This is a genomic window from Vibrio sp. NH-7, from assembly GCF_053643215.1.
Genome location: NZ_CM132187.1, coordinates 2,590,820 through 2,610,499 on the forward strand (window position 1 = coordinate 2,590,820; position 19,680 = coordinate 2,610,499).

13 protein-coding genes, 3 tRNA genes and 4 rRNA genes are annotated in these 19,680 nt (G+C 47.0%); 5 read left to right on the forward strand and 15 right to left on the reverse strand.

The annotated features are described in order from the left end of the window. Window positions 1-230 precede the first annotated feature (230 nt). Entirely contained in the window at window positions 231-1,277 is a 1,047-nt protein-coding gene (locus ACUALS_RS11980; RefSeq protein ID WP_454448423.1) for an MJ1255/VC2487 family glycosyltransferase, read from the reverse strand. A gap of 7 nt (window positions 1,278-1,284) precedes the next feature. Continuing rightward, window positions 1,285-1,809, reverse strand: a complete 525-nt coding sequence (locus ACUALS_RS11985) for a phosphatase PAP2 family protein (RefSeq protein ID WP_454448424.1) — start codon at window positions 1,807-1,809, stop codon at window positions 1,285-1,287. A gap of 466 nt (window positions 1,810-2,275) precedes the next feature. Between ACUALS_RS11985 and leuA the strand changes: the two genes are divergently transcribed. From leuA to ACUALS_RS12010, 5 genes are all read left to right on the forward strand, one after another. Next, complete coding sequence (gene leuA, locus ACUALS_RS11990; RefSeq protein WP_005475499.1) at window positions 2,276-3,823, forward strand: 2-isopropylmalate synthase; 1,548 nt, start codon at window positions 2,276-2,278, stop codon at window positions 3,821-3,823. A gap of 58 nt (window positions 3,824-3,881) precedes the next feature. Beyond that, complete coding sequence (gene leuB, locus ACUALS_RS11995) at window positions 3,882-4,973, forward strand: 3-isopropylmalate dehydrogenase (RefSeq protein ID WP_005475536.1); 1,092 nt, start codon at window positions 3,882-3,884, stop codon at window positions 4,971-4,973. Between the two features lie 197 nt (window positions 4,974-5,170). Beyond that, window positions 5,171-6,571 carry a 3-isopropylmalate dehydratase large subunit gene (leuC, locus tag ACUALS_RS12000; protein WP_039478688.1) on the forward strand — a complete coding sequence of 467 codons (1,401 nt, stop codon included), beginning with the start codon at window positions 5,171-5,173 and terminating at the stop codon, window positions 6,569-6,571. 11 nt (window positions 6,572-6,582) lie between these two features. Then, window positions 6,583-7,185, forward strand: coding sequence for a 3-isopropylmalate dehydratase small subunit (gene leuD, locus ACUALS_RS12005; protein WP_038191002.1), 603 nt, complete (start codon window positions 6,583-6,585; stop codon window positions 7,183-7,185). A 122-nt stretch (window positions 7,186-7,307) separates the two neighbouring features. Next, window positions 7,308-8,090, forward strand: coding sequence for a DUF547 domain-containing protein (locus tag ACUALS_RS12010; protein ID WP_454448425.1), 783 nt, complete (start codon window positions 7,308-7,310; stop codon window positions 8,088-8,090). Window positions 8,091-8,276: 186 nt separating this feature from the next. Here ACUALS_RS12010 and ACUALS_RS12015 read toward each other — a convergent pair. From ACUALS_RS12015 to ACUALS_RS12075, 13 genes are all read right to left on the reverse strand, one after another. Beyond that, window positions 8,277-8,353: transfer RNA gene (locus ACUALS_RS12015), tRNA-Asp, on the reverse strand. 31 nt (window positions 8,354-8,384) lie between these two features. Continuing rightward, window positions 8,385-8,500 (reverse strand): 5S ribosomal RNA (gene rrf, locus ACUALS_RS12020). Window positions 8,501-8,557: 57 nt separating this feature from the next. Then, window positions 8,558-8,633 (reverse strand) — tRNA-Thr (locus tag ACUALS_RS12025). Window positions 8,634-8,698: 65 nt separating this feature from the next. Further along, window positions 8,699-8,814 (reverse strand): 5S ribosomal RNA (gene rrf, locus ACUALS_RS12030). Between the two features lie 91 nt (window positions 8,815-8,905). Beyond that, window positions 8,906-11,794: ribosomal RNA gene (locus ACUALS_RS12035) — 23S ribosomal RNA — on the reverse strand. 271 nt (window positions 11,795-12,065) lie between these two features. Next, window positions 12,066-12,141: transfer RNA gene (locus ACUALS_RS12040), tRNA-Glu, on the reverse strand. 89 nt (window positions 12,142-12,230) lie between these two features. Continuing rightward, window positions 12,231-13,782 (reverse strand): 16S ribosomal RNA (locus tag ACUALS_RS12045). The 16S, 23S and 5S rRNA genes sit together here with 3 tRNA genes alongside, the layout of an rRNA operon. 527 nt (window positions 13,783-14,309) lie before the next feature. Further along, window positions 14,310-15,569 (reverse strand): HD-GYP domain-containing protein, encoded by a 1,260-nt coding sequence (locus ACUALS_RS12050; RefSeq protein WP_038214334.1) that lies wholly within the window; start codon window positions 15,567-15,569, stop codon window positions 14,310-14,312. 110 nt (window positions 15,570-15,679) lie between these two features. Next, window positions 15,680-16,084, reverse strand: coding sequence for a VOC family protein (locus tag ACUALS_RS12055; RefSeq protein ID WP_005475521.1), 405 nt, complete (start codon window positions 16,082-16,084; stop codon window positions 15,680-15,682). 66 nt (window positions 16,085-16,150) lie between these two features. Then, window positions 16,151-17,149: a LacI family DNA-binding transcriptional regulator gene (locus ACUALS_RS12060; protein WP_454448426.1), complete on the reverse strand. Its 999-nt coding sequence runs from the start codon at window positions 17,147-17,149 to the stop codon at window positions 16,151-16,153. A 97-nt stretch (window positions 17,150-17,246) separates the two neighbouring features. Then, window positions 17,247-17,978 (reverse strand): chitin disaccharide deacetylase, encoded by a 732-nt coding sequence (gene chbG / locus ACUALS_RS12065; RefSeq protein WP_454448427.1) that lies wholly within the window; start codon window positions 17,976-17,978, stop codon window positions 17,247-17,249. Window positions 17,979-17,993: 15 nt separating this feature from the next. After that, entirely contained in the window at window positions 17,994-19,316 is a 1,323-nt protein-coding gene (locus ACUALS_RS12070; RefSeq protein WP_454448428.1) for a 6-phospho-beta-glucosidase, read from the reverse strand. A gap of 6 nt (window positions 19,317-19,322) precedes the next feature. Next, complete coding sequence (locus tag ACUALS_RS12075) at window positions 19,323-19,631, reverse strand: PTS lactose/cellobiose transporter subunit IIA (RefSeq protein WP_454448429.1); 309 nt, start codon at window positions 19,629-19,631, stop codon at window positions 19,323-19,325. Window positions 19,632-19,680: the final 49 nt, after the last annotated feature.

Here is a 19,680-nt window from a genome sequence, read left to right on the forward strand (position 1 = left end):
AATTAATCAGTATTTTTTACTTAAGCTTTAATATTATCAATGCAAAACAACAACTTGAGAAAAGAATAAAAAAAAATCAAGCCGCGTTTAGAGTGTTTTATCTTCCGTTAATGTTTTTTCACGACATGCTAAACAAGGAAAAGCTCCTATAAACAGCGGTAATAGTTTGAGGGTTAAATACAAAAACAGCATCAATAGATAGATACTGTTTTTGCCAATTTTGACGAGAGTTACACATTGGTGACATAACTGGGAAAATCAACTTGGTCCCATAGATTTGACGTCAACTCCGTCTGGTTGTCCCACTCTCCCTTTAATATCCAGTCGACAATCGCCGCCGCTACATCAGGGTAGTTAACACTCTCTGCCGGATCTTCATCCAACCACTGGCGAACCGTTGAAGCATCGAGATTTTCCATGCAGGTCGCCATGCCTAAATCTTCCAGTGTCGCCACATTACTTAGCTGCTCAAACTGACCAATCAACGGCTTCAACAACAGTTTCTTACCTAAGGTAAGCGCCTCTGAAGGCAACTCAAAACCGCCATTCGCCATAACGCCAGAGCAGCGATGCAAGTGGTGCTGGAACCCCGTTAAGCTAAGGGGCAGAAGTTGGATGTTCTCTAGCTGTTCCGCCTCGAGTACTTCTGGGTGATAACAAATGAAGGTCTGGCTAGAAAAGCGCAGCAGTAGATCAGAAATATCACTCAAACTCTCAAAAGGCAGGTATACGAGGACATACTCCTCGCAGCTAACAGGCACCGATTGAGTATGGACAATAGGTGGTAGAATGGGTTGTTCAAAATGATACCAATGCAAACCAATGTGATGGGTGGCTGGGGCAAAGTGTTCAATGATCGTTTTATCGAGCCAACTGGCTCCCTTTAATGGTACTGAGTGACGAAACGCATTCTGGTGACTGATGCTAATCACTGTTTTATTTTGTCTTTTTGCAGCCCAAGCCGACACGGGTTCGAAGTCATTCAAAACTAAATCGTAGTTAGACAGATCAAGCTGTTCGACTTCTCGGCAAAAAGCCAACGCACTGTTCTTTAGTGCCGTTCTAACATAACTCACCCTGCCGTTGTGAGTCACAAAGGTTAGCCCACGTGCAACTCGATAATCGCCGAACTCCTCCATCGAAAAAAACTTATCTTTTTTACGCCCAGAGAATAAGAAGTCGACATCGATGCCACGTTGCTTGAGAGCATGACACATGGCCCTTGCCCTCGCGATGTGTCCGTTCCCCGTTCCTTGTACACCATAAAGTATCTTCATTATTCACCTACACCAACAAAGCAATCGCGAACTGCGCGCAGGCAAGCCCGAGTATCGAACCCAAGACCACATCAGTCAGAAAATGAACACCCAACAAGATTCTTGATGCGCCAATACAGCCTGCCCAAACAAGCGCAAACAGTCCCAGCGGCGGGAAACAGTAACTAATTAAACTGGCCATGAGAAACGCGGCAGCTGTATGACCAGAGGGCAAACTGTAACGATCAGAAGGGGTAATAAATGAGGTCACAAGCTCCGATAACTCTTGCGGCCTGCGACGTTTAAATAGATTCTTGGCCAACCAATAAATCGGCAGCTCCATGGCAAACGCCAATAGACCCGCGAGCAAAAACAGCTGCCCTTTATCACCACCTAACCACCATGCGAGCAGACCAAGTACAATATAAAGATGTCCATCGCCAGTATGCGAAACCGCTTTGCTCAGGCGAGAAAGTGGCAGTCGAAATCGATGTTGCAAGCAGAAAAGTGAAAATGCCAAATCCAATTTGGCAATGGGCTCAATAGAACGCATAACCTAGCTCCTCTCTTATCACTGCTCACACAGTACGGAGCCACAGTGACAAATGCGTGAAGCTTTCGCGGAAATACGATGACAGTTCGCTACCTATTGAAAGGTGTTATTGGTTCTGACAAAACAATGGGCGACTTCTATGCTTGGAAAAAAATTGACCATTTTCACTTTTAACGGTTGACGTTACGGTTTGAGTGCGGTACTAATTTGTTAACTTAAATTTGTGGATTATTTAACGCCCGTTTAAAGGAATCGTTAACAATGATGAACCGTTTTTCTATCCTGCTGAGCCTCCTCCTTATCGTGACATAATCGCGCGGGTAGGCTGTGGAAGAAAAACAACCACACAGAATTACACAAAACCCGCATTCAAATGCGGGTTTTTTTATACCTAGCTTTTGCAGCTAAGTAACGGAAGTAAACGATTAACTGGTGCAATGCACACCGAATCACTAAGGAAGCAAACATGAACGATCAAGTCATTATTTTCGACACCACATTACGTGATGGCGAACAAGCGTTGTCAGCAAGCTTGACGGTTAAAGAAAAACTGCAAATTGCCTATGCGCTAGAAAGGCTCGGCGTTGATGTTATTGAAGCGGGTTTTCCTGTCTCTTCACCTGGTGATTTCGAATCGGTGCAAACCATTGCTCGCAATGTCAAAAACAGCCGTATTTGTGCTCTTTCGCGTGCCGTTGCGAAAGACATTGATGCAGCCGCAGAGGCGCTAAAAGTCGCCGACCAATTCCGCATCCACACTTTTATTTCCACATCAACAGTCCACGTTCAAGACAAGTTACGCCGCAGCTACGATGATGTCGTTGAAATGGGCGTAAAAGCCGTCAAGCACGCACGCCAATACACAGATGACGTTGAGTTTTCGTGTGAAGATGCAGGCCGCACACCGATTGATAACCTATGTCGAATGGTTGAAGCTGCCATCGATGCTGGCGCTCGCACCATCAACATCCCTGATACCGTAGGCTACACAGTTCCCAACGAGTTTGGCGGTATTATTCAAACCTTATTCAACCGTGTACCAAACATCGATAAGGCGATCATCTCTGTTCACTGTCACGATGATCTAGGCATGTCGGTAGCCAACTCTATTGCCGCAGTACAGGCAGGCGCTCGTCAAATTGAAGGAACCATCAATGGTATCGGTGAACGTGCGGGGAACTGTTCACTAGAAGAAATAGCAATGATCATCAAAACTCGTCAAGAGCTGCTAGGTGTTCATACCGGTCTAAAACATGACGAAATTCACCGCACCAGTAAGTTAGTGAGCCAGCTTTGTAATATGCCGATTCAAAGCAACAAAGCGATTGTCGGCGCAAATGCATTTAGCCACTCTTCCGGCATTCACCAAGATGGCATGCTTAAGAACAAGAATACCTACGAGATCATGACGCCAGAGTCGATAGGTCTTAAGAATCAAGCCCTAAACCTAACCAGTCGAAGTGGTCGTGCCGCAGTTAAAAGTCATATGGATGCCATGGGCTACAAAGAAGACGAGTACAACCTAGACGCATTGTACGCTGACTTCTTAAAGCTAGCTGATCGCAAAGGCCAAGTGTTTGACTACGACTTAGAAGCGCTAATGCACTTCTCGAACTTGCGTGAAGAAGATGATTTCTACAAGTTGAACTACCTAAGCGTTCAATCAGGCAGCGTAATGGCGACAACCAGTATCAAGTTGCAATGTGGTGATGAAGAGCAATCCGAAGCCGCTGTGGGTAATGGTCCGGTAGATGCGCTTTACCAGTGTATCTATCGAGTGACGGGTTATGATATTGTCTTAGACAAGTTTGATTTAACAGCGAAAGGGGAAGGCGAAGATGGCCTAGGTCAGGCAGACATCATCGCTAACTACAAAGGCCGTAAATACCACGGCACTGGCGTATCTACCGATATTGTCGAAGCTTCTGGACAAGCATTGCTGCATGTTATTAACAGCATTCACCGCGCCGACAAAATCGCAGAAATCAAACAAAGCAAAATCGCAACAGTATAAAAGAGACTCTAGGGACGAGAGTCGTCCCTAGGGGGAAAACAAAAATTAAAGGAATAACATGACAGACAAATCATACAAAATCGCCGTTTTACCTGGCGATGGTATTGGCCCAGAAGTAATGGCTCAAGCGCATAAAGTGTTAGATGCGATTGAGAAAAAACACAGCATCCAATTTTCTCGCGAAGAGCACGACGTCGGTGGTATTGCTATCGACAACCACGGTTGCCCACTTCCAGACAGTACGGTAAAAGCGTGTGAAGAGTCAGATGCAGTACTATTTGGATCGGTTGGCGGCCCTAAATGGGAACATCTTCCGCCAAACGATCAACCAGAGCGTGGTGCCCTATTGCCTCTTCGCAAGCACTTCCAACTTTTCTGTAACCTTCGCCCAGCGCAAATCCATAAAGGTCTAGAAGCATTCTCACCGCTTCGTGCAGACATTTCAGGCAACGGCTTCGATATCGTGGTTGTGCGTGAACTCACTGGCGGTATCTATTTCGGTCAACCAAAAGGCCGTGAAGGCGAAGGTCCAAACGAGAAAGCATTCGACACTGAGGTTTACCATCGTTTCGAGATTGAGCGTATCGCTAAGATTGCCTTTGAGTCCGCTCGTCTACGTCGCAAAAAAGTATGCTCGATTGATAAAGCCAATGTACTGCAAAGCTCAATTCTGTGGCGTGAAGTGGTTGAAGAGATCGCGAAAGACTACCCAGACGTTGAGCTATCACACATGTACATCGATAACGCGACAATGCAGCTAATAAAAGATCCTGCACAGTTCGATGTAATGCTTTGTTCAAACATCTTCGGCGACATCATCTCTGATGAGTGTGCCATGATCACTGGCTCAATGGGCATGCTTCCTTCGGCATCACTGAACGAGAGTAAGTTTGGTCTTTACGAGCCAGCTGGTGGCAGTGCGCCAGACATCGCTGGTAAAAACATTGCCAATCCTGTGGCGCAAATTCTATCGGCAGCACTCATGCTGCGTTACAGCCTAGGTGAAGAAGCAGCAGCGCAAGATATTGAAACTGCGGTATCGAAAGCGCTATCAGCAGGTGAACTAACGGGCGACCTATCGGGCGATAAGCCAGCGCTATCGACTTCAGAGATGGGCGATAAGATCGCTGAGTACATCTTAAACTCTTAGTTCCTAAATACACAAACACAACAGATTAAAGTCGTCAGTAAAAACACAAATCCAATGGCAGAGGTACTTCCTCTAAGTCATTGGTGCTACAGCAAGGCAGCGAGAACAATCAGGCCTGGGAGTTTAGTCCACTAAATGACTAGGCTGCTTGTTCGAAACTAACGCCGCTGTGGTGACAAGGACGACGAGGAAGAGCAATGGGCAAAACACTATATGAAAAAGTCTACGACGCACACGTCGCCGTAGCCGCTGAGGGTGAGAACCCAATTCTTTACATTGACCGCCACTTAGTACACGAAGTAACGTCACCTCAGGCATTTGACGGTCTGCGTGAAAAAGGCCGTAAGGTTCGTCAGGTAAGCAAAACATTTGCAACCATGGACCACAACGTTTCGACGCAAACTAAAGACATCAACGCTTCAGGCGAGATGGCTCGTATCCAAATGGAAACGCTATCGAAAAACTGTGAAGAGTTTGGTGTGACGCTTTATGATATTAACCACAAATACCAAGGTATTGTGCACGTAATGGGTCCAGAACTTGGTATCACTCTACCAGGCATGACCATCGTTTGTGGTGACTCACACACGGCAACGCACGGCGCATTCGGCTCGCTAGCATTTGGTATCGGTACTTCAGAAGTTGAGCACGTTCTAGCAACTCAAACGCTAAAGCAAGCTCGTGCTAAAACGATGAAGATTGAAGTAAAAGGTAAGGTTGCTCCTGGCATCACAGCAAAAGATATTGTACTTGCCATCATCGGTGAAACAACCGCTGCGGGCGGAACTGGCTACGTCGTTGAGTTCTGCGGTGAAGCGATTACTGATCTTACGATGGAAGGTCGTATGACAGTATGTAACATGGCTATCGAGCTAGGTGCTAAAGCTGGTCTTATCGCGCCAGACGAAACGACATTCGAATACATCAAAGGTCGTAAGTTCGCACCTCAAGGTAAAGATCTAGAAGCAGCGATTGAATACTGGTCATCACTAAAAACTGACGATGACGCTGAATTTGATGCTGTCGTAACACTAAACGCAGCAGACATCAAACCTCAGGTTACTTGGGGTACTAACCCAGGTCAGGTCATCGCGGTCGATGAGCCAATTCCTGCACCGGAAAGCTTCGCAGATCCTGTCGAAAAAGCATCAGCAGAAAAAGCATTGGCTTACATGGGCCTAGAAGCAGGCAAAGCGCTATCCGACTACAAAGTCGATAAAGTATTTGTCGGTTCGTGTACAAACTCTCGTATCGAAGATATGCGTGCGGCAGCGGAAGTAGCCAAAGGTCGCAAGGTCGCTGATAACGTTCAAGCGCTTATCGTTCCGGGCTCTGAGCAAGTTAAGGCTCAAGCGGAAGCAGAAGGCTTAGATGTGATCTTTAAAGATGCAGGTTTTGAGTGGCGCCTACCAGGTTGCTCTATGTGTCTAGCGATGAACAATGACCGCCTAGGTCCACACGAGCGTTGCGCGTCTACCTCAAACCGTAACTTTGAAGGTCGCCAAGGCCGTGACGGTCGTACCCACTTAGTGAGCCCTGCTATGGCAGCAGCAGCAGCGATCGCTGGTCACTTTGTTGATATTCGTGAATTGGATTAAGGAGCAAACAAATGTCAGGTTTTAAACAACACACAGGCTTGGTTGTTCCTCTAGATGCAGCGAACGTTGACACCGATGCTATTATTCCTAAGCAGTTCCTACAAAAGGTATCTCGTCTAGGTTTTGGTAAACACCTATTCCATGATTGGCGTTTCCTAGATGATGCTGGTGAGCAGCCAAACCCAGATTTTGTAATGAATGCTCCTCGCTACCAAGGCGCTTCAATTCTACTGGCCCGCGAAAACTTTGGCTGTGGTTCATCACGTGAACACGCGCCTTGGGCATTGGCAGATTACGGTATAAAAGCAATGATCGCACCGAGCTTTGCGGATATCTTCTACGGCAACTCAATCAACAACCAGATGGTTCCTGTTCGTCTGACTGAGCAAGAAGTCGATGAAATCTTCCAATTTGTTGAAGCAAATGAAGGCGCACAAGTTGAAGTTGATCTAGAAGCAAATGTGGTTCGAGCAAATGGCAAAGAGTACTCATTTGAAATTGATGAGTTCCGTCGCCACTGTCTACTAAACGGCTTAGATAACATCGGTCTCACGCTGCAACACGAAGATAAGATCGCAGAGTTTGAGGCAAAGATCCCGAGCTTCCTAAAATAAGCTAGACTGGGAAACAGATACAAAAAGGTTGGCTCCGGCTAACCTTTTTTGTTTTTTACGAAACAAATTCTCCCTAACCTTGGTCTAGTAACTAAAGCTCATCGATAAAGAGATCGCATCTAATGGTACGTATTGTCACATTATTTCTTACATTGGTTTCATTCCATGTGTTTTCCGCGCCTAAATCCGAATTGTGGCCTTTTTGGCAGCAGTCAGATCAAAGTAATCCTGCAACTATCTCTCATGCCAAATGGCAAACTTTTTTAGACAAGTATTTAATACAGGAGGGGCAGTACACCTTAGTTAAGTACGGCTCTGTCTCTACGCCAGACAAGCAAAAATTGAATCAGTACATAACGACACTCGCGGCTATTGATCCTAGAGAATATTCGTTGAATGAGCAGTACGCCTACTGGGTTAATCTATACAATGCGATTACTGTCGAACTGATTCTTAATGACTACCCAGTGAAATCGATAACGAAGCTGGGGGGGCTTTTTAGCTTTGGCCCATGGGGTGATGAAGTGGTTACCGTCGCTGGTAAAAAGCTCACTCTCAACGATATTGAGCATCGCATCCTCCGCCCAATCTGGAATGACCCTCGCACTCACTATGCAGTGAACTGTGCCAGCCTAGGTTGTCCAAACTTACAGCTCCAAGCATTTACTGCTGGTAACACGGAGCAGCTGCTAGAGAAAGCAGCAATGGAGTTCATCAATAGCGATAAAGGTGTTTTGTATACGAGTAGTCGCGTCCAGCTTTCATCTATTTATGATTGGTTTGCTGATGATTTTGGTAACGAACAAGAATTGATTCAACACTTAGCCAAATATCGCCCTGAACTGACTAAGCTGAGTGGAAAGTTTAGCTACGAGTATGACTGGAACCTGAACGACAAAAAGTAGCAATATAGAAAACATTAAGAAGGTTGGTATTGAGTACCAGCCTTTTTTGTCATTGCGGTTAAGGCTTTATCTAGAATAAATGACGGAGCTAATGGGCTTGCATACAAACAGGACTCACTGATCGAAGACCAAATAATACCGCAGATACAAAAAGACCCCAGCATTGCTGCTGAGGTCTGGAATAAGTGGCGGAGCGGACGGGACTCGAACCCGCGACCCCCGGCGTGACAGGCCGGTATTCTAACCAACTGAACTACCGCTCCGCATTGGTTAGACTCTTGAGTCTAAATAAGAACCTGGCAATGTCCTACTCTCACATGGGGAAGCCCCACACTACCATCGGCGCTAATTCGTTTCACTTCTGAGTTCGGCATGGAATCAGGTGGGTCCAAATCGCTATGGTTGCCAAGTAAAATTCTTTACGTTTTGCTTTAGGCTCTTCGTAAAAGCGTAAAACAAACTATAAATGGTGCTGATACCCAGACTCGAACTGGGGACCTCATCCTTACCAAGGATGCGCTCTACCACCTGAGCTATATCAGCATCAAGATGTCCCGGTAGGACTAAAAAAGCCCGTTCTTGCAAACGGGCTCTCTTATAAATTTAAAGCCTGGCGATGTCCTACTCTCACATGGGGAAGCCCCACACTACCATCGGCGCTAATTCGTTTCACTTCTGAGTTCGGCATGGAATCAGGTGGGTCCAAATCGCTATGGTCGCCAAGCAAATTCTTTAATCTGGAAAGCTGTTTGTGCTCTCAAAACACAATCAAGTTAATTCTTGTATCGAGTCCATCAAAACCCTTTGGGTGTTGTATGGTTAAGCCTCACGGGCAATTAGTACAGGTTAGCTCAATGCCTCACAGCACTTACACACCCTGCCTATCAACGTTCTAGTCTCGAACAACCCTTTAGGACCCTCAAGGGGTCAGGGAAGACTCATCTCAGGGCTCGCTTCCCGCTTAGATGCTTTCAGCGGTTATCGATTCCGAACTTAGCTACCGGGCAATGCGTCTGGCGACACAACCCGAACACCAGAGGTTCGTCCACTCCGGTCCTCTCGTACTAGGAGCAGCCCCCTTCAATCTTCCAACGCCCACGGCAGATAGGGACCGAACTGTCTCACGACGTTCTAAACCCAGCTCGCGTACCACTTTAAATGGCGAACAGCCATACCCTTGGGACCGACTTCAGCCCCAGGATGTGATGAGCCGACATCGAGGTGCCAAACACCGCCGTCGATATGAACTCTTGGGCGGTATCAGCCTGTTATCCCCGGAGTACCTTTTATCCGTTGAGCGATGGCCCTTCCATTCAGAACCACCGGATCACTATGACCTGCTTTCGCACCTGCTCGAATTGTCATTCTCGCAGTCAAGCGGGCTTATGCCATTGCACTAACCTCACGATGTCCAACCGTGATTAGCCCACCTTCGTGCTCCTCCGTTACTCTTTGGGAGGAGACCGCCCCAGTCAAACTACCCACCAGGCACTGTCCGCAACCCCGATGAGGGGTCGACGTTAGAACATCAACACTACAAGGGTGGTATTTCAAGGACGGCTCCACCGATACTGGCGTACCGGGTTCAAAGCCTCCCACCTATCCTACACATGTAGGGTCAATGTTCAGTGCCAAGCTGTAGTAAAGGTTCACGGGGTCTTTCCGTCTAGCCGCGGGTACACTGCATCTTCACAGCGATTTCAATTTCACTGAGTCTCGGGTGGAGACAGCGTGGCCATCATTACGCCATTCGTGCAGGTCGGAACTTACCCGACAAGGAATTTCGCTACCTTAGGACCGTTATAGTTACGGCCGCCGTTTACCGGGGCTTCGATCAAGAGCTTCGTGCAAGCACTAACCCCATCAATTAACCTTCCGGCACCGGGCAGGCGTCACACCGTATACGTCATCTTACGATTTTGCACAGTGCTGTGTTTTTAATAAACAGTTGCAGCCACCTGGTATCTGCGACTCTCAATAGCTCCATCCGCGAGGGACTTCACCGTCAAGAGCGTACCTTCTCCCGAAGTTACGGTACCATTTTGCCTAGTTCCTTCACCCGAGTTCTCTCAAGCGCCTTGGTATTCTCTACCCGACCACCTGTGTCGGTTTGGGGTACGATTCCTTACAATCTGAAGCTTAGAGGCTTTTCCTGGAAGCATGGCATCAATGACTTCACATCCGTAGATGCTCGACGTCGTGTCTCAGCCTTAAAGAGAGCCGGATTTACCTAACTCTCAAGCCTACGCACTTGAACCTGGACAACCGTCGCCAGGCCCACCTAGCCTTCTCCGTCCCCCCATCGCAATTGTAAGAAGTACGGGAATATTAACCCGTTTCCCATCGACTACGCCTTTCGGCCTCGCCTTAGGGGTCGACTTACCCTGCCCCGATTAACGTTGGACAGGAACCCTTGGTCTTCCGGCGAGGAGGTTTTTCACCCCCTTTATCGTTACTCATGTCAGCATTCGCACTTCTGATACCTCCAGCAAGCTTTACAACTCACCTTCAACGGCTTACAGAACGCTCCCCTACCCAATGACTAAAAGTCATTGCCGCAGCTTCGGTTTATAGCTTAGCCCCGTTACATCTTCCGCGCAGGCCGACTCGACTAGTGAGCTATTACGCTTTCTTTAAATGATGGCTGCTTCTAAGCCAACATCCTAGCTGTCTAAGCCTTCCCACATCGTTTCCCACTTAGCTATAATTTGGGACCTTAGCTGGCGGTCTGGGTTGTTTCCCTCTCCACGACGGACGTTAGCACCCGCCGTGTGTCTCCCGGATAGTACTTACTGGTATTCGGAGTTTGCAAAGGGTTGGTAAGTCGGGATGACCCCCTAGCCTTAACAGTGCTCTACCCCCAGTAGTATTCGTCCGAGGCTCTACCTAAATAGATTTCGGGGAGAACCAGCTATCTCCAGGTTTGATTGGCCTTTCACCCCTAGCCACAAGTCATCCGCTAATTTTTCAACATTAGTCGGTTCGGTCCTCCAGTTGATGTTACTCAACCTTCAACCTGCCCATGGCTAGATCACCTGGTTTCGGGTCTATATCCAGCAACTCGACGCCCAGTTAAGACTCGATTTCTCTACGGCTCCCCTAGATGGTTAACCTTGCTACTGAATATAAGTCGCTGACCCATTATACAAAAGGTACGCAGTCACACCACGAAGGTGCTCCTACTGCTTGTACGTACACGGTTTCAGGTTCTATTTCACTCCCCTCACAGGGGTTCTTTTCGCCTTTCCCTCACGGTACTGGTTCACTATCGGTCAGTCAGTAGTATTTAGCCTTGGAGGATGGTCCCCCCATATTCAGACAGGATATCACGTGTCCCGCCCTACTCGATTTCACTGAACACACATCGTCAACTACGGGACTATCACCCTGTATCGTCGGACTTTCCAGACCGTTCGTCTAACGTGTGTAAAGCTTAAGGGCTAGTCCAATTTCGCTCGCCGCTACTTTCGGAATCTCGGTTGATTTCTTTTCCTCGGGGTACTTAGATGTTTCAGTTCCCCCGGTTCGCCTCGTTATGCTATGTATTCACATAACGATACTTACTTATGTAAGTGGGTTTCCCCATTCGGAAATCCCAGACTCAAATGGTTTTTACTACCTAATCTGGGCTTATCGCAAGTTAATACGTCCTTCATCGCCTCTGACTGCCAAGGCATCCACCGTGTACGCTTAGTCACTTAACCATACAACCCCAAAGGGTCTTTGTTAGTAACCAAAGTTGTCTGCATTTTTATACATGTGCAGACACGATTTTGCCGGACTCAAATTCCAAGAACACTTGAATGTGTTGTATTGGTGTTTGTCTATAAAGACAAACATTGAGAACTTTACAAACAATCTTTAAAAGATTGTTTTGTCAGCTTTCCAAATTGTTAAAGAGCTAATCACTTCCAAAGAAGTAACCATTTTTAAGAGCACTTAAGCTTTTCTATTTAAGAAAAATGCGCTTAAAGATGGTATCCCGTAGGGGAGTCGAACCCCTGTTACCGCCGTGAAAGGGCGGTGTCCTAGGCCTCTAGACGAACGGGACACTGGATTGAAGATATTGGGATATCTTCGTCTCTTTTACTTATAAACCGTATCAATCTGTGTGGACACTCATCGTGAGTAATCATCGTATAAGGAGGTGATCCAGCGCCAGGTTCCCCTAGCGCTACCTTGTTACGACTTCACCCCAGTCATGAACCACAAAGTGGTGAGCGTCCCCCCGAAGGTTAAACTACCCACTTCTTTTGCAGCCCACTCCCATGGTGTGACGGGCGGTGTGTACAAGGCCCGGGAACGTATTCACCGTGGCATTCTGATCCACGATTACTAGCGATTCCGACTTCATGGAGTCGAGTTGCAGACTCCAATCCGGACTACGACGCACTTTTTGGGATTCGCTCACTCTCGCAAGTTGGCTGCCCTCTGTATGCGCCATTGTAGCACGTGTGTAGCCCTACTCGTAAGGGCCATGATGACTTGACGTCGTCCCCACCTTCCTCCGGTTTATCACCGGCAGTCTCCCTGGAGTTCCCACCCGAAGTGCTGGCAAACAAGGATAAGGGTTGCGCTCGTTGCGGGACTTAACCCAACATTTCACAACACGAGCTGACGACAGCCATGCAGCACCTGTCTCTCAGTTCCCGAAGGCACACTCGTATCTCTACAAGCTTCTGAGGATGTCAAGAGTAGGTAAGGTTCTTCGCGTTGCATCGAATTAAACCACATGCTCCACCGCTTGTGCGGGCCCCCGTCAATTCATTTGAGTTTTAATCTTGCGACCGTACTCCCCAGGCGGTCTACTTAACGCGTTAGCTCCGAAAGCCACGGCTCAAGGCCACAACCTCCAAGTAGACATCGTTTACGGCGTGGACTACCAGGGTATCTAATCCTGTTTGCTCCCCACGCTTTCGCATCTGAGTGTCAGTATCTGTCCAGGGGGCCGCCTTCGCCACCGGTATTCCTTCAGATCTCTACGCATTTCACCGCTACACCTGAAATTCTACCCCCCTCTACAGTACTCTAGTCTGCCAGTTTCAAATGCAATTCCGAGGTTGAGCCCCGGGCTTTCACATCTGACTTAACAAACCACCTGCATGCGCTTTACGCCCAGTAATTCCGATTAACGCTCGCACCCTCCGTATTACCGCGGCTGCTGGCACGGAGTTAGCCGGTGCTTCTTCTGCAGCTAACGTCAAACGAGCACGCTATTAACGTACTCGCCTTCCTCACTGCTGAAAGTACTTTACAACCCGAAGGCCTTCTTCATACACGCGGCATGGCTGCATCAGGCTTGCGCCCATTGTGCAATATTCCCCACTGCTGCCTCCCGTAGGAGTCTGGACCGTGTCTCAGTTCCAGTGTGGCTGATCATCCTCTCAGACCAGCTAGGGATCGTCGCCTTGGTGAGCCCTTACCTCACCAACTAGCTAATCCCACCTGGGCATATCCTGACGCGAGAGGCCCGAAGGTCCCCCTCTTTGAGCCGAAGCTATTATGCGGTATTAGCCATCGTTTCCAATGGTTATCCCCCACATCAGGGCAATTTCCCAGGCATTACTCACCCGTCCGCCGCTCGACGCCGTTAACGTTCCCCGAAGGTTCAGATAACTCGTTTCCGCTCGACTTGCATGTGTTAGGCCTGCCGCCAGCGTTCAATCTGAGCCATGATCAAACTCTTCAATTTAAGATTTTGTTCGGCTCAATGAATACTGAACATTACATAAGTAATGTTTGAATTGACTGTGCTCTCATTGGTTTTTACTTTTGAAAAAGTAAAACAAAACAGCTCAAGGCTGCATCCCAATTCGAATGGTCACTTCGTTTCATTGAAACCTAATTTGAAGCCGAAGCTTCTAATTGGATTATCATCAACGAGTGCCCACACAGATTGATAGGTTTATATTGTTAAAGAGCGTTGCTTTGAGCTTTCTCTCAAAGCGGAGGTGCATTCTAGCGAGATAACTTGAAGAGTCAAACTCTTTTTCAAATTTATTTTCTCGATAAGTTTTCACCTCTCTAACACTTCTGAAGCCTTGTGGCGTCTGCCGTGTCAGTGGAAGCGCATTATAGGCAGTTCCTTTTCGATGGCAAGAGAAAATATGCGTTTTTTCATAAAAAAATGCCCAACTGAACAGCTATTGTTCAGGGGCATTTTTACACTCAAGCTACCCTCAGCTTAAACAAAGCTTATGCACATTTTCTTGTGGATAACTAATCGTCACTATCGAAAAAGTAGGAAATACGAGAACGGGGGTTTAGATACTCGCGAACTTTGTCCGGCAGTTTGGTTGGCAAAATAGCATTAACTATCTTTATTTCTTTTTCTGCCAAGTCAATGATTGGGGCTTGAGTTCGAGGAACGGATGGATCGTAGATCAATACATTCGGGAACAGTATGTTTCGCGCATTTACCGAGATAACCAATCCGACCATATCATTCGAAAGCTGGACAACCGTACCCGGAGGATAGATGCCCATAAACTTAATCAATAAGCTTAAGTTGTCATTGTTATAAAGGTGCTTGCAGTTCTTATATAGATGAGAGAGGGCAACATAAGGAATTTTTTGCTCTGAGGGCACGTTATGGTGACAAAGGTTGTCGTACGCATTCGCAACTGAGATGACTTGCGTAATTTCATCTATCTCATCTTCTTTAAGACCTGCCGGATACCCCGAGCCATCATTTAGCTCATGGTGTTGCTCAATCACGATCTTTGCAGATTCAGGGAACGCCTCTATATTATTGGCCAACTCCAAGCCATATTTTGTATGAAGTTTAAGGTAGTTTTTCTCTGGTTCAGACAAGGGCGTTTGTTTGCGCACTATTGCACTCGGCACCTTCACCTTCCCCATATCATGAAAAAGCGCAGCAAAAGCCACTTGCTTGAGTTGGTCCGAATCCCACTTCTTCGCTTTCGCAATCATCATTGATACAACAGAAACGTTGAGCGAGTGGAAATAGATATCTTCAAACTCACTTTTACCATTCATGAGGTGTAAGGTGACATTGTCGTCACTCAAGAGCTTATCAACAATATCATTAACCAGGCTTGTGGCTTCATCAACTGCTTGGTCAGGACGATTGCGAATTTTGTTCATCACAGCACGCATCCGGGATAACGAGCGCTCAAACTCTTTTTCACAATTGATGACACGGCGCCTGTAAGCACTTAATCGCTCAATTCGGTCTTGCTTCTCTTTCCAGAGCTTTTCTGCCTCTTTATCTATGGCAGCACTCATATCCTCATCATGTTGGGATGAATCCTGAGTCTTAGGAGGAAGAGGTTGCGTATCACTCTGGTTGGGATTCATGAAGACATGTTTAATCCCCAGATGTCGTATCAACCGAATCTGCTCTTCATCTTTTACCTTGAAGCTATTAAACAGGAATGGGTGTTCGTTCCATTTAACAGGCAACCGAATGTGCAATCCAGGCTGGATTCTGTCGACGGTTATCTTAATACTTGCCACTTTTTATAGATTTCTTTACGTTACTGACTCGTTTATAAGTTTAGATGATTCCATTTCTGAAATCATCATGTTGAGTCACTAATGAGAAGGTGGTAGATAACTCGGACGGTTCACACCAAGTTACAATGCAACATCCAGCGCACACCAAACTGATCTTCAACCTTGCCAAAGCGAGCGCCCCAAAAGGTGTCTGCCAACGGCATCATGATATGACCACCGTGAGAGAGCTTATCAAACAATCGAGCCTGCTCATCTAAATCATCTAAAACTAACGATAACGCAACATTATTCCCCGACAGTTCTTTGGCCACCATACCGTCAGACAGCATCAGTTTCATACCAAATGCTTCGAACTCGGCATGCATTATCCAATCTGGGTCTGCGCCTTCGATCACTTGCGGCGCCTCTTTAAAATATTGCTTGCTCACCACAACACCTCCAAAACACTTGTGGTAGAACTCAAGCGCTTCTTCGCAGCGGCCAGCAAAAAACAGGTATGGGGTTAAGTTATACATTGCGTTCCTCCTTGGTATCTTTAAAAGATAGACAACTTTTTGAAACAACGAGGAAATTTTAATCGCTTACTCAATTCTCTGGTGTGAATTGCGCAAAATTAACTTAGGTTCGAAGGTTTCTGGCAGCTTTGCTTCATGCTTATGAATAAGATTGTTGAGCTGTAAGGCAGCGGCTCGAGCCATGTCGCTGATGGGAAAATGGACCGAGGTCACCGTCGGGTAGAGGTCCTCGCAGCTATCGATACTGTCAAAGCTGACAATTGATATTTGCTCTGGCACTTTGATACCCACTTCATGGAGGTACTGTAATGCCCCAACTGTCATTTCTTCACTGCAAGAATAAATCGCTGTCACTTGCGGCGCGGCTTGGAGAATTGTCTTTGCCGCTTGATAACCACTTTGGCGGCCGTAGTCCCCTTCCGCACACCAACTCTCTGGTACTGCCACTCCCGCTTTCATCATGGCGTCCAGATAACCTTGTTTACGAAGAACACTATTTTCTCGATGGGCAGGCCCTGCTATGCATGCCACCTTGGTATGACCGATATCAATCAGATGCTGAACCGCAATGAAACTGGCTTTGTGGTGATCAAAAGTGATACAACGCGACTCTAGCCCGGGGACGTAGCGATCTAACAATACGAATGGGGTCGGCGCTTCTGACAAACTAATCAACTCTTGATCGGACAAGTATCGGCTGTGCAACACATAACCCTCGCAGCGAAGATCATTAAAACGTTGTATCGCTTCCTTTTCCCCGTTGGCGGAGTGATGCCCTTGTGCAGTGATCAGAAACTTTTTGTGTTGATCGAGCTCGCTTTGAACCTGATCCATCATCGCACCGAAGAAGCCACCGGTATAGTAAGTCACGAGCAAGCCAACCATGTTGGTGGAAGAGGTTGCCAGCGAACGCGCGATAGCACTCGGACGGTAGTTCAGCGCTTTCATTGCTTCTTCGACTTTCCGCTTTGTCTCCGCTTTAAACTTGCCCTCACCATTAATAATTCGCGAAACCGTTGAACGATTTACACCCGCCAACTCAGCGACATCTTTTATTCTAGCCATAACATCCTGTACTTCATCACTTTATAAAGAGGCTGCCAGAACATAAGGACATGACTTTAGGGGGTATTCTGGCAGCCGTAAAACATCCTACACGCGGTTAGGTATGCTGGATAGATAAAGCCGAGTAATCCGTGACTTCGATTGAATGCCTTTCAAGCAAGGTGGCAAGTTTGTCATCGGTCAACACGTTAAGCTCTTTCTTTCGTTGTTCTGAGTAGCCACTGCTATGGGCAAGCGCTTGGTCAACAATGGCAGGGTGGCACATGACTTCGACCAGATCGTAACGTTTTTCTAGCTCTAATAGATGATTCACTAAGCTCATTAAGTCGACGCCTTGGTCATAGAATTGATCGGTAAAGAAGTAATTTAAATTCGGGACGCTTTGCCCTCTGAGTGGGACGCGGTATTTAGCCGCAACTTCCGTTACAACGGGCAAAAATTCTGGGTGGGTATGTGCGTGATGATGACTGTCGATATGACTGAGCATCAATCCTGTCGCGAGAAAGGCTTCAACTTGTGCAATACATTCGTCATAGATGGCTTGAGCACTAAACCCGCGATGTGACCAGAACTCTGCGTATTTATAAAACGCTCCGTTTTTATCACTCAAGTTGGCAGAGCGTGTTAAAGGCGCTCCCAGCGTAAAACGCAAATGGATGCCTACTTTTAAGGTCGGGATTTTTTTAGCCAAAGCGACAGCGTGCTCCTCCTCCGGTAACCCGACGAGCAGTGTTGTAGAACGAACGACGCCCTCTAAATGGGAGCGTACAATTCCCTCGTTGACCCCTTTCGTTAATCCGAAATCATCGGCATTGAAGATCACTTTCATCGCTTTGGCCACTCCTTATAAGTGAGTTAAGGTAAATTGAGGTAGATAATGGCGATTTTGCTGTAATATCTCATCAAAGATCGATTTAGCGCGACCAATATCTGGGACCAACGGATTGTTCGCAAGCGCCATTAAACCCTGCTCATAACTGCCATGTACCGCGGCTTCAATAGTCAGTTGCTCGTAAGCTTTCACTTGATGAAGTAAGCCTTTCACATTTGGCGATAACTCCCCAACCGCGAGAGGCTTTGCTCCCCATGACCCAACCACGGCCGTGCACTCAATCACGGCATCATCAGGCAAGCCACTTATTGCACCATTGTTGGGTACGTTCACAACGTGCAATGAATTTCGATTGTTGTAGATCGCATCGACTAAATTGAGCGACGCATCCGAGTAATAAGCGCCGCCTCGCTCTTCCAACTGCGAAGGTTTATGGTCGAGACTTGGCTGCTGATATAGCTCAAACAGTTCCGATTCGGTCTGCATTACTTGCTCCGCTCGAGTTCCCTTCTCCGCAGCGCTTAGCTTCTCTTCCGCTAACATCGCATCCGTTTGATAGAAATATCGATGGTAAGGGCATGGGATCGCATTCAACGCTCTCAAAAAAGTGGGGTCCCACGGCTCTTCCCAAATATTTTTCATGCTGAAGTTGGCTCCATCCCCGACTTTCTCCAGTACGGTGTGAGTAATGTCTTCACCATTGAGCCACGCTTTATGCACCCAAACTAGATGATTCAAGCCAGCGAACTCAAGCTGTACTTCATTGGGTTGGCAGTCCATCATGTCGGCAATCATCATTTGCATAGAGACCGGCACATTACATAAACCAATGTTTTTTACCTTGGTGTATTTGTTGACAGCCTCACTCACTAATCCTGCCGGATTGGTAAAATTGAGCATCCACGCATTTGGTGAGAGCTCCTCAATATCACGGCAAATATCCAGTATCACAGGAATGGTTCGTAGCGCTTTTGCAAACCCGCCAGGCCCCGTTGTTTCTTGACCAATTACGTCATATTTGAGGGGGATTTTTTCATCGTTTGCTCTGGCAGCGAGACCGCCAACGCGAAACTGAGTCATAACGAAATCTGCCCCTTTGATGGCCGCTCGGCGATCACAGTCTGCAGTTACCTCAATATCCGCACCGACTTTTGCAATCATACGTTTCGCTAATCCGCAAATAATGTCTAGCTTTTCTTTGCCTTCTTCAATATCAACGAAATGGATCTGTTTTACCGGAAGCGACGTCAACCTTTTGAGTACACCTTCCACAAGCTCAGGCGTATAACTGCTACCCCCACCAATAATGGCAAGCTTTAAGCTATCTCTAGACATTCGTGTTTACCCCGCAATCTGCTTATGTAGTGCGACCATTTCTGTTGCCATTTCTTGCGCCAAAATGGTGGTCATCAAATGATCTTGTGCGTGGACCATTACCAAGGTCATCGCAACTTTCCCCTCCCCCTGATCTTCTTCAATAAGCTGCGTCTGAATCAGGTGCGCTTTGTTTAAACACTCCTTAGCAAGAGCGAGTTTTTCTTCCGCGGCGAGAAACTCTTTTTCGCGAGATAACTTAAGGGCTTCATAACACAAGCTACGTGCTTCACCTGCATTACAGATTATTTCCATAACAACAATTTCTTGTTCCATAACGACTTCCTTTATTCAGAGCTGCCTAACTCGGCAGCTCAATGATTCA

What these genes read in the sequence shown, in the direction of transcription:
- ACUALS_RS11980 (WP_454448423.1), bottom strand. Translation starts at nt 1,277, where the DNA reads ATGAAGATACTTTATGGTGTACAAGGAACGGGGAACGGACACATCGCG.
- ACUALS_RS11985 (WP_454448424.1), bottom strand. Translation starts at nt 1,809, where the DNA reads ATGCGTTCTATTGAGCCCATTGCCAAATTGGATTTGGCATTTTCACTT.
- leuA (WP_005475499.1), top strand. Translation starts at nt 2,276, where the DNA reads ATGAACGATCAAGTCATTATTTTCGACACCACATTACGTGATGGCGAA.
- leuB (WP_005475536.1), top strand. Translation starts at nt 3,882, where the DNA reads ATGACAGACAAATCATACAAAATCGCCGTTTTACCTGGCGATGGTATT.
- leuC (WP_039478688.1), top strand. Translation starts at nt 5,171, where the DNA reads ATGGGCAAAACACTATATGAAAAAGTCTACGACGCACACGTCGCCGTA.
- leuD (WP_038191002.1), top strand. Translation starts at nt 6,583, where the DNA reads ATGTCAGGTTTTAAACAACACACAGGCTTGGTTGTTCCTCTAGATGCA.
- ACUALS_RS12010 (WP_454448425.1), top strand. Translation starts at nt 7,308, where the DNA reads ATGGTACGTATTGTCACATTATTTCTTACATTGGTTTCATTCCATGTG.
- ACUALS_RS12055 (WP_005475521.1), bottom strand. Translation starts at nt 16,084, where the DNA reads ATGTATAACTTAACCCCATACCTGTTTTTTGCTGGCCGCTGCGAAGAA.
- ACUALS_RS12060 (WP_454448426.1), bottom strand. Translation starts at nt 17,149, where the DNA reads ATGGCTAGAATAAAAGATGTCGCTGAGTTGGCGGGTGTAAATCGTTCA.
- chbG (WP_454448427.1), bottom strand. Translation starts at nt 17,978, where the DNA reads ATGAAAGTGATCTTCAATGCCGATGATTTCGGATTAACGAAAGGGGTC.
- ACUALS_RS12070 (WP_454448428.1), bottom strand. Translation starts at nt 19,316, where the DNA reads ATGTCTAGAGATAGCTTAAAGCTTGCCATTATTGGTGGGGGTAGCAGT.
- ACUALS_RS12075 (WP_454448429.1), bottom strand. Translation starts at nt 19,631, where the DNA reads ATGGAACAAGAAATTGTTGTTATGGAAATAATCTGTAATGCAGGTGAA.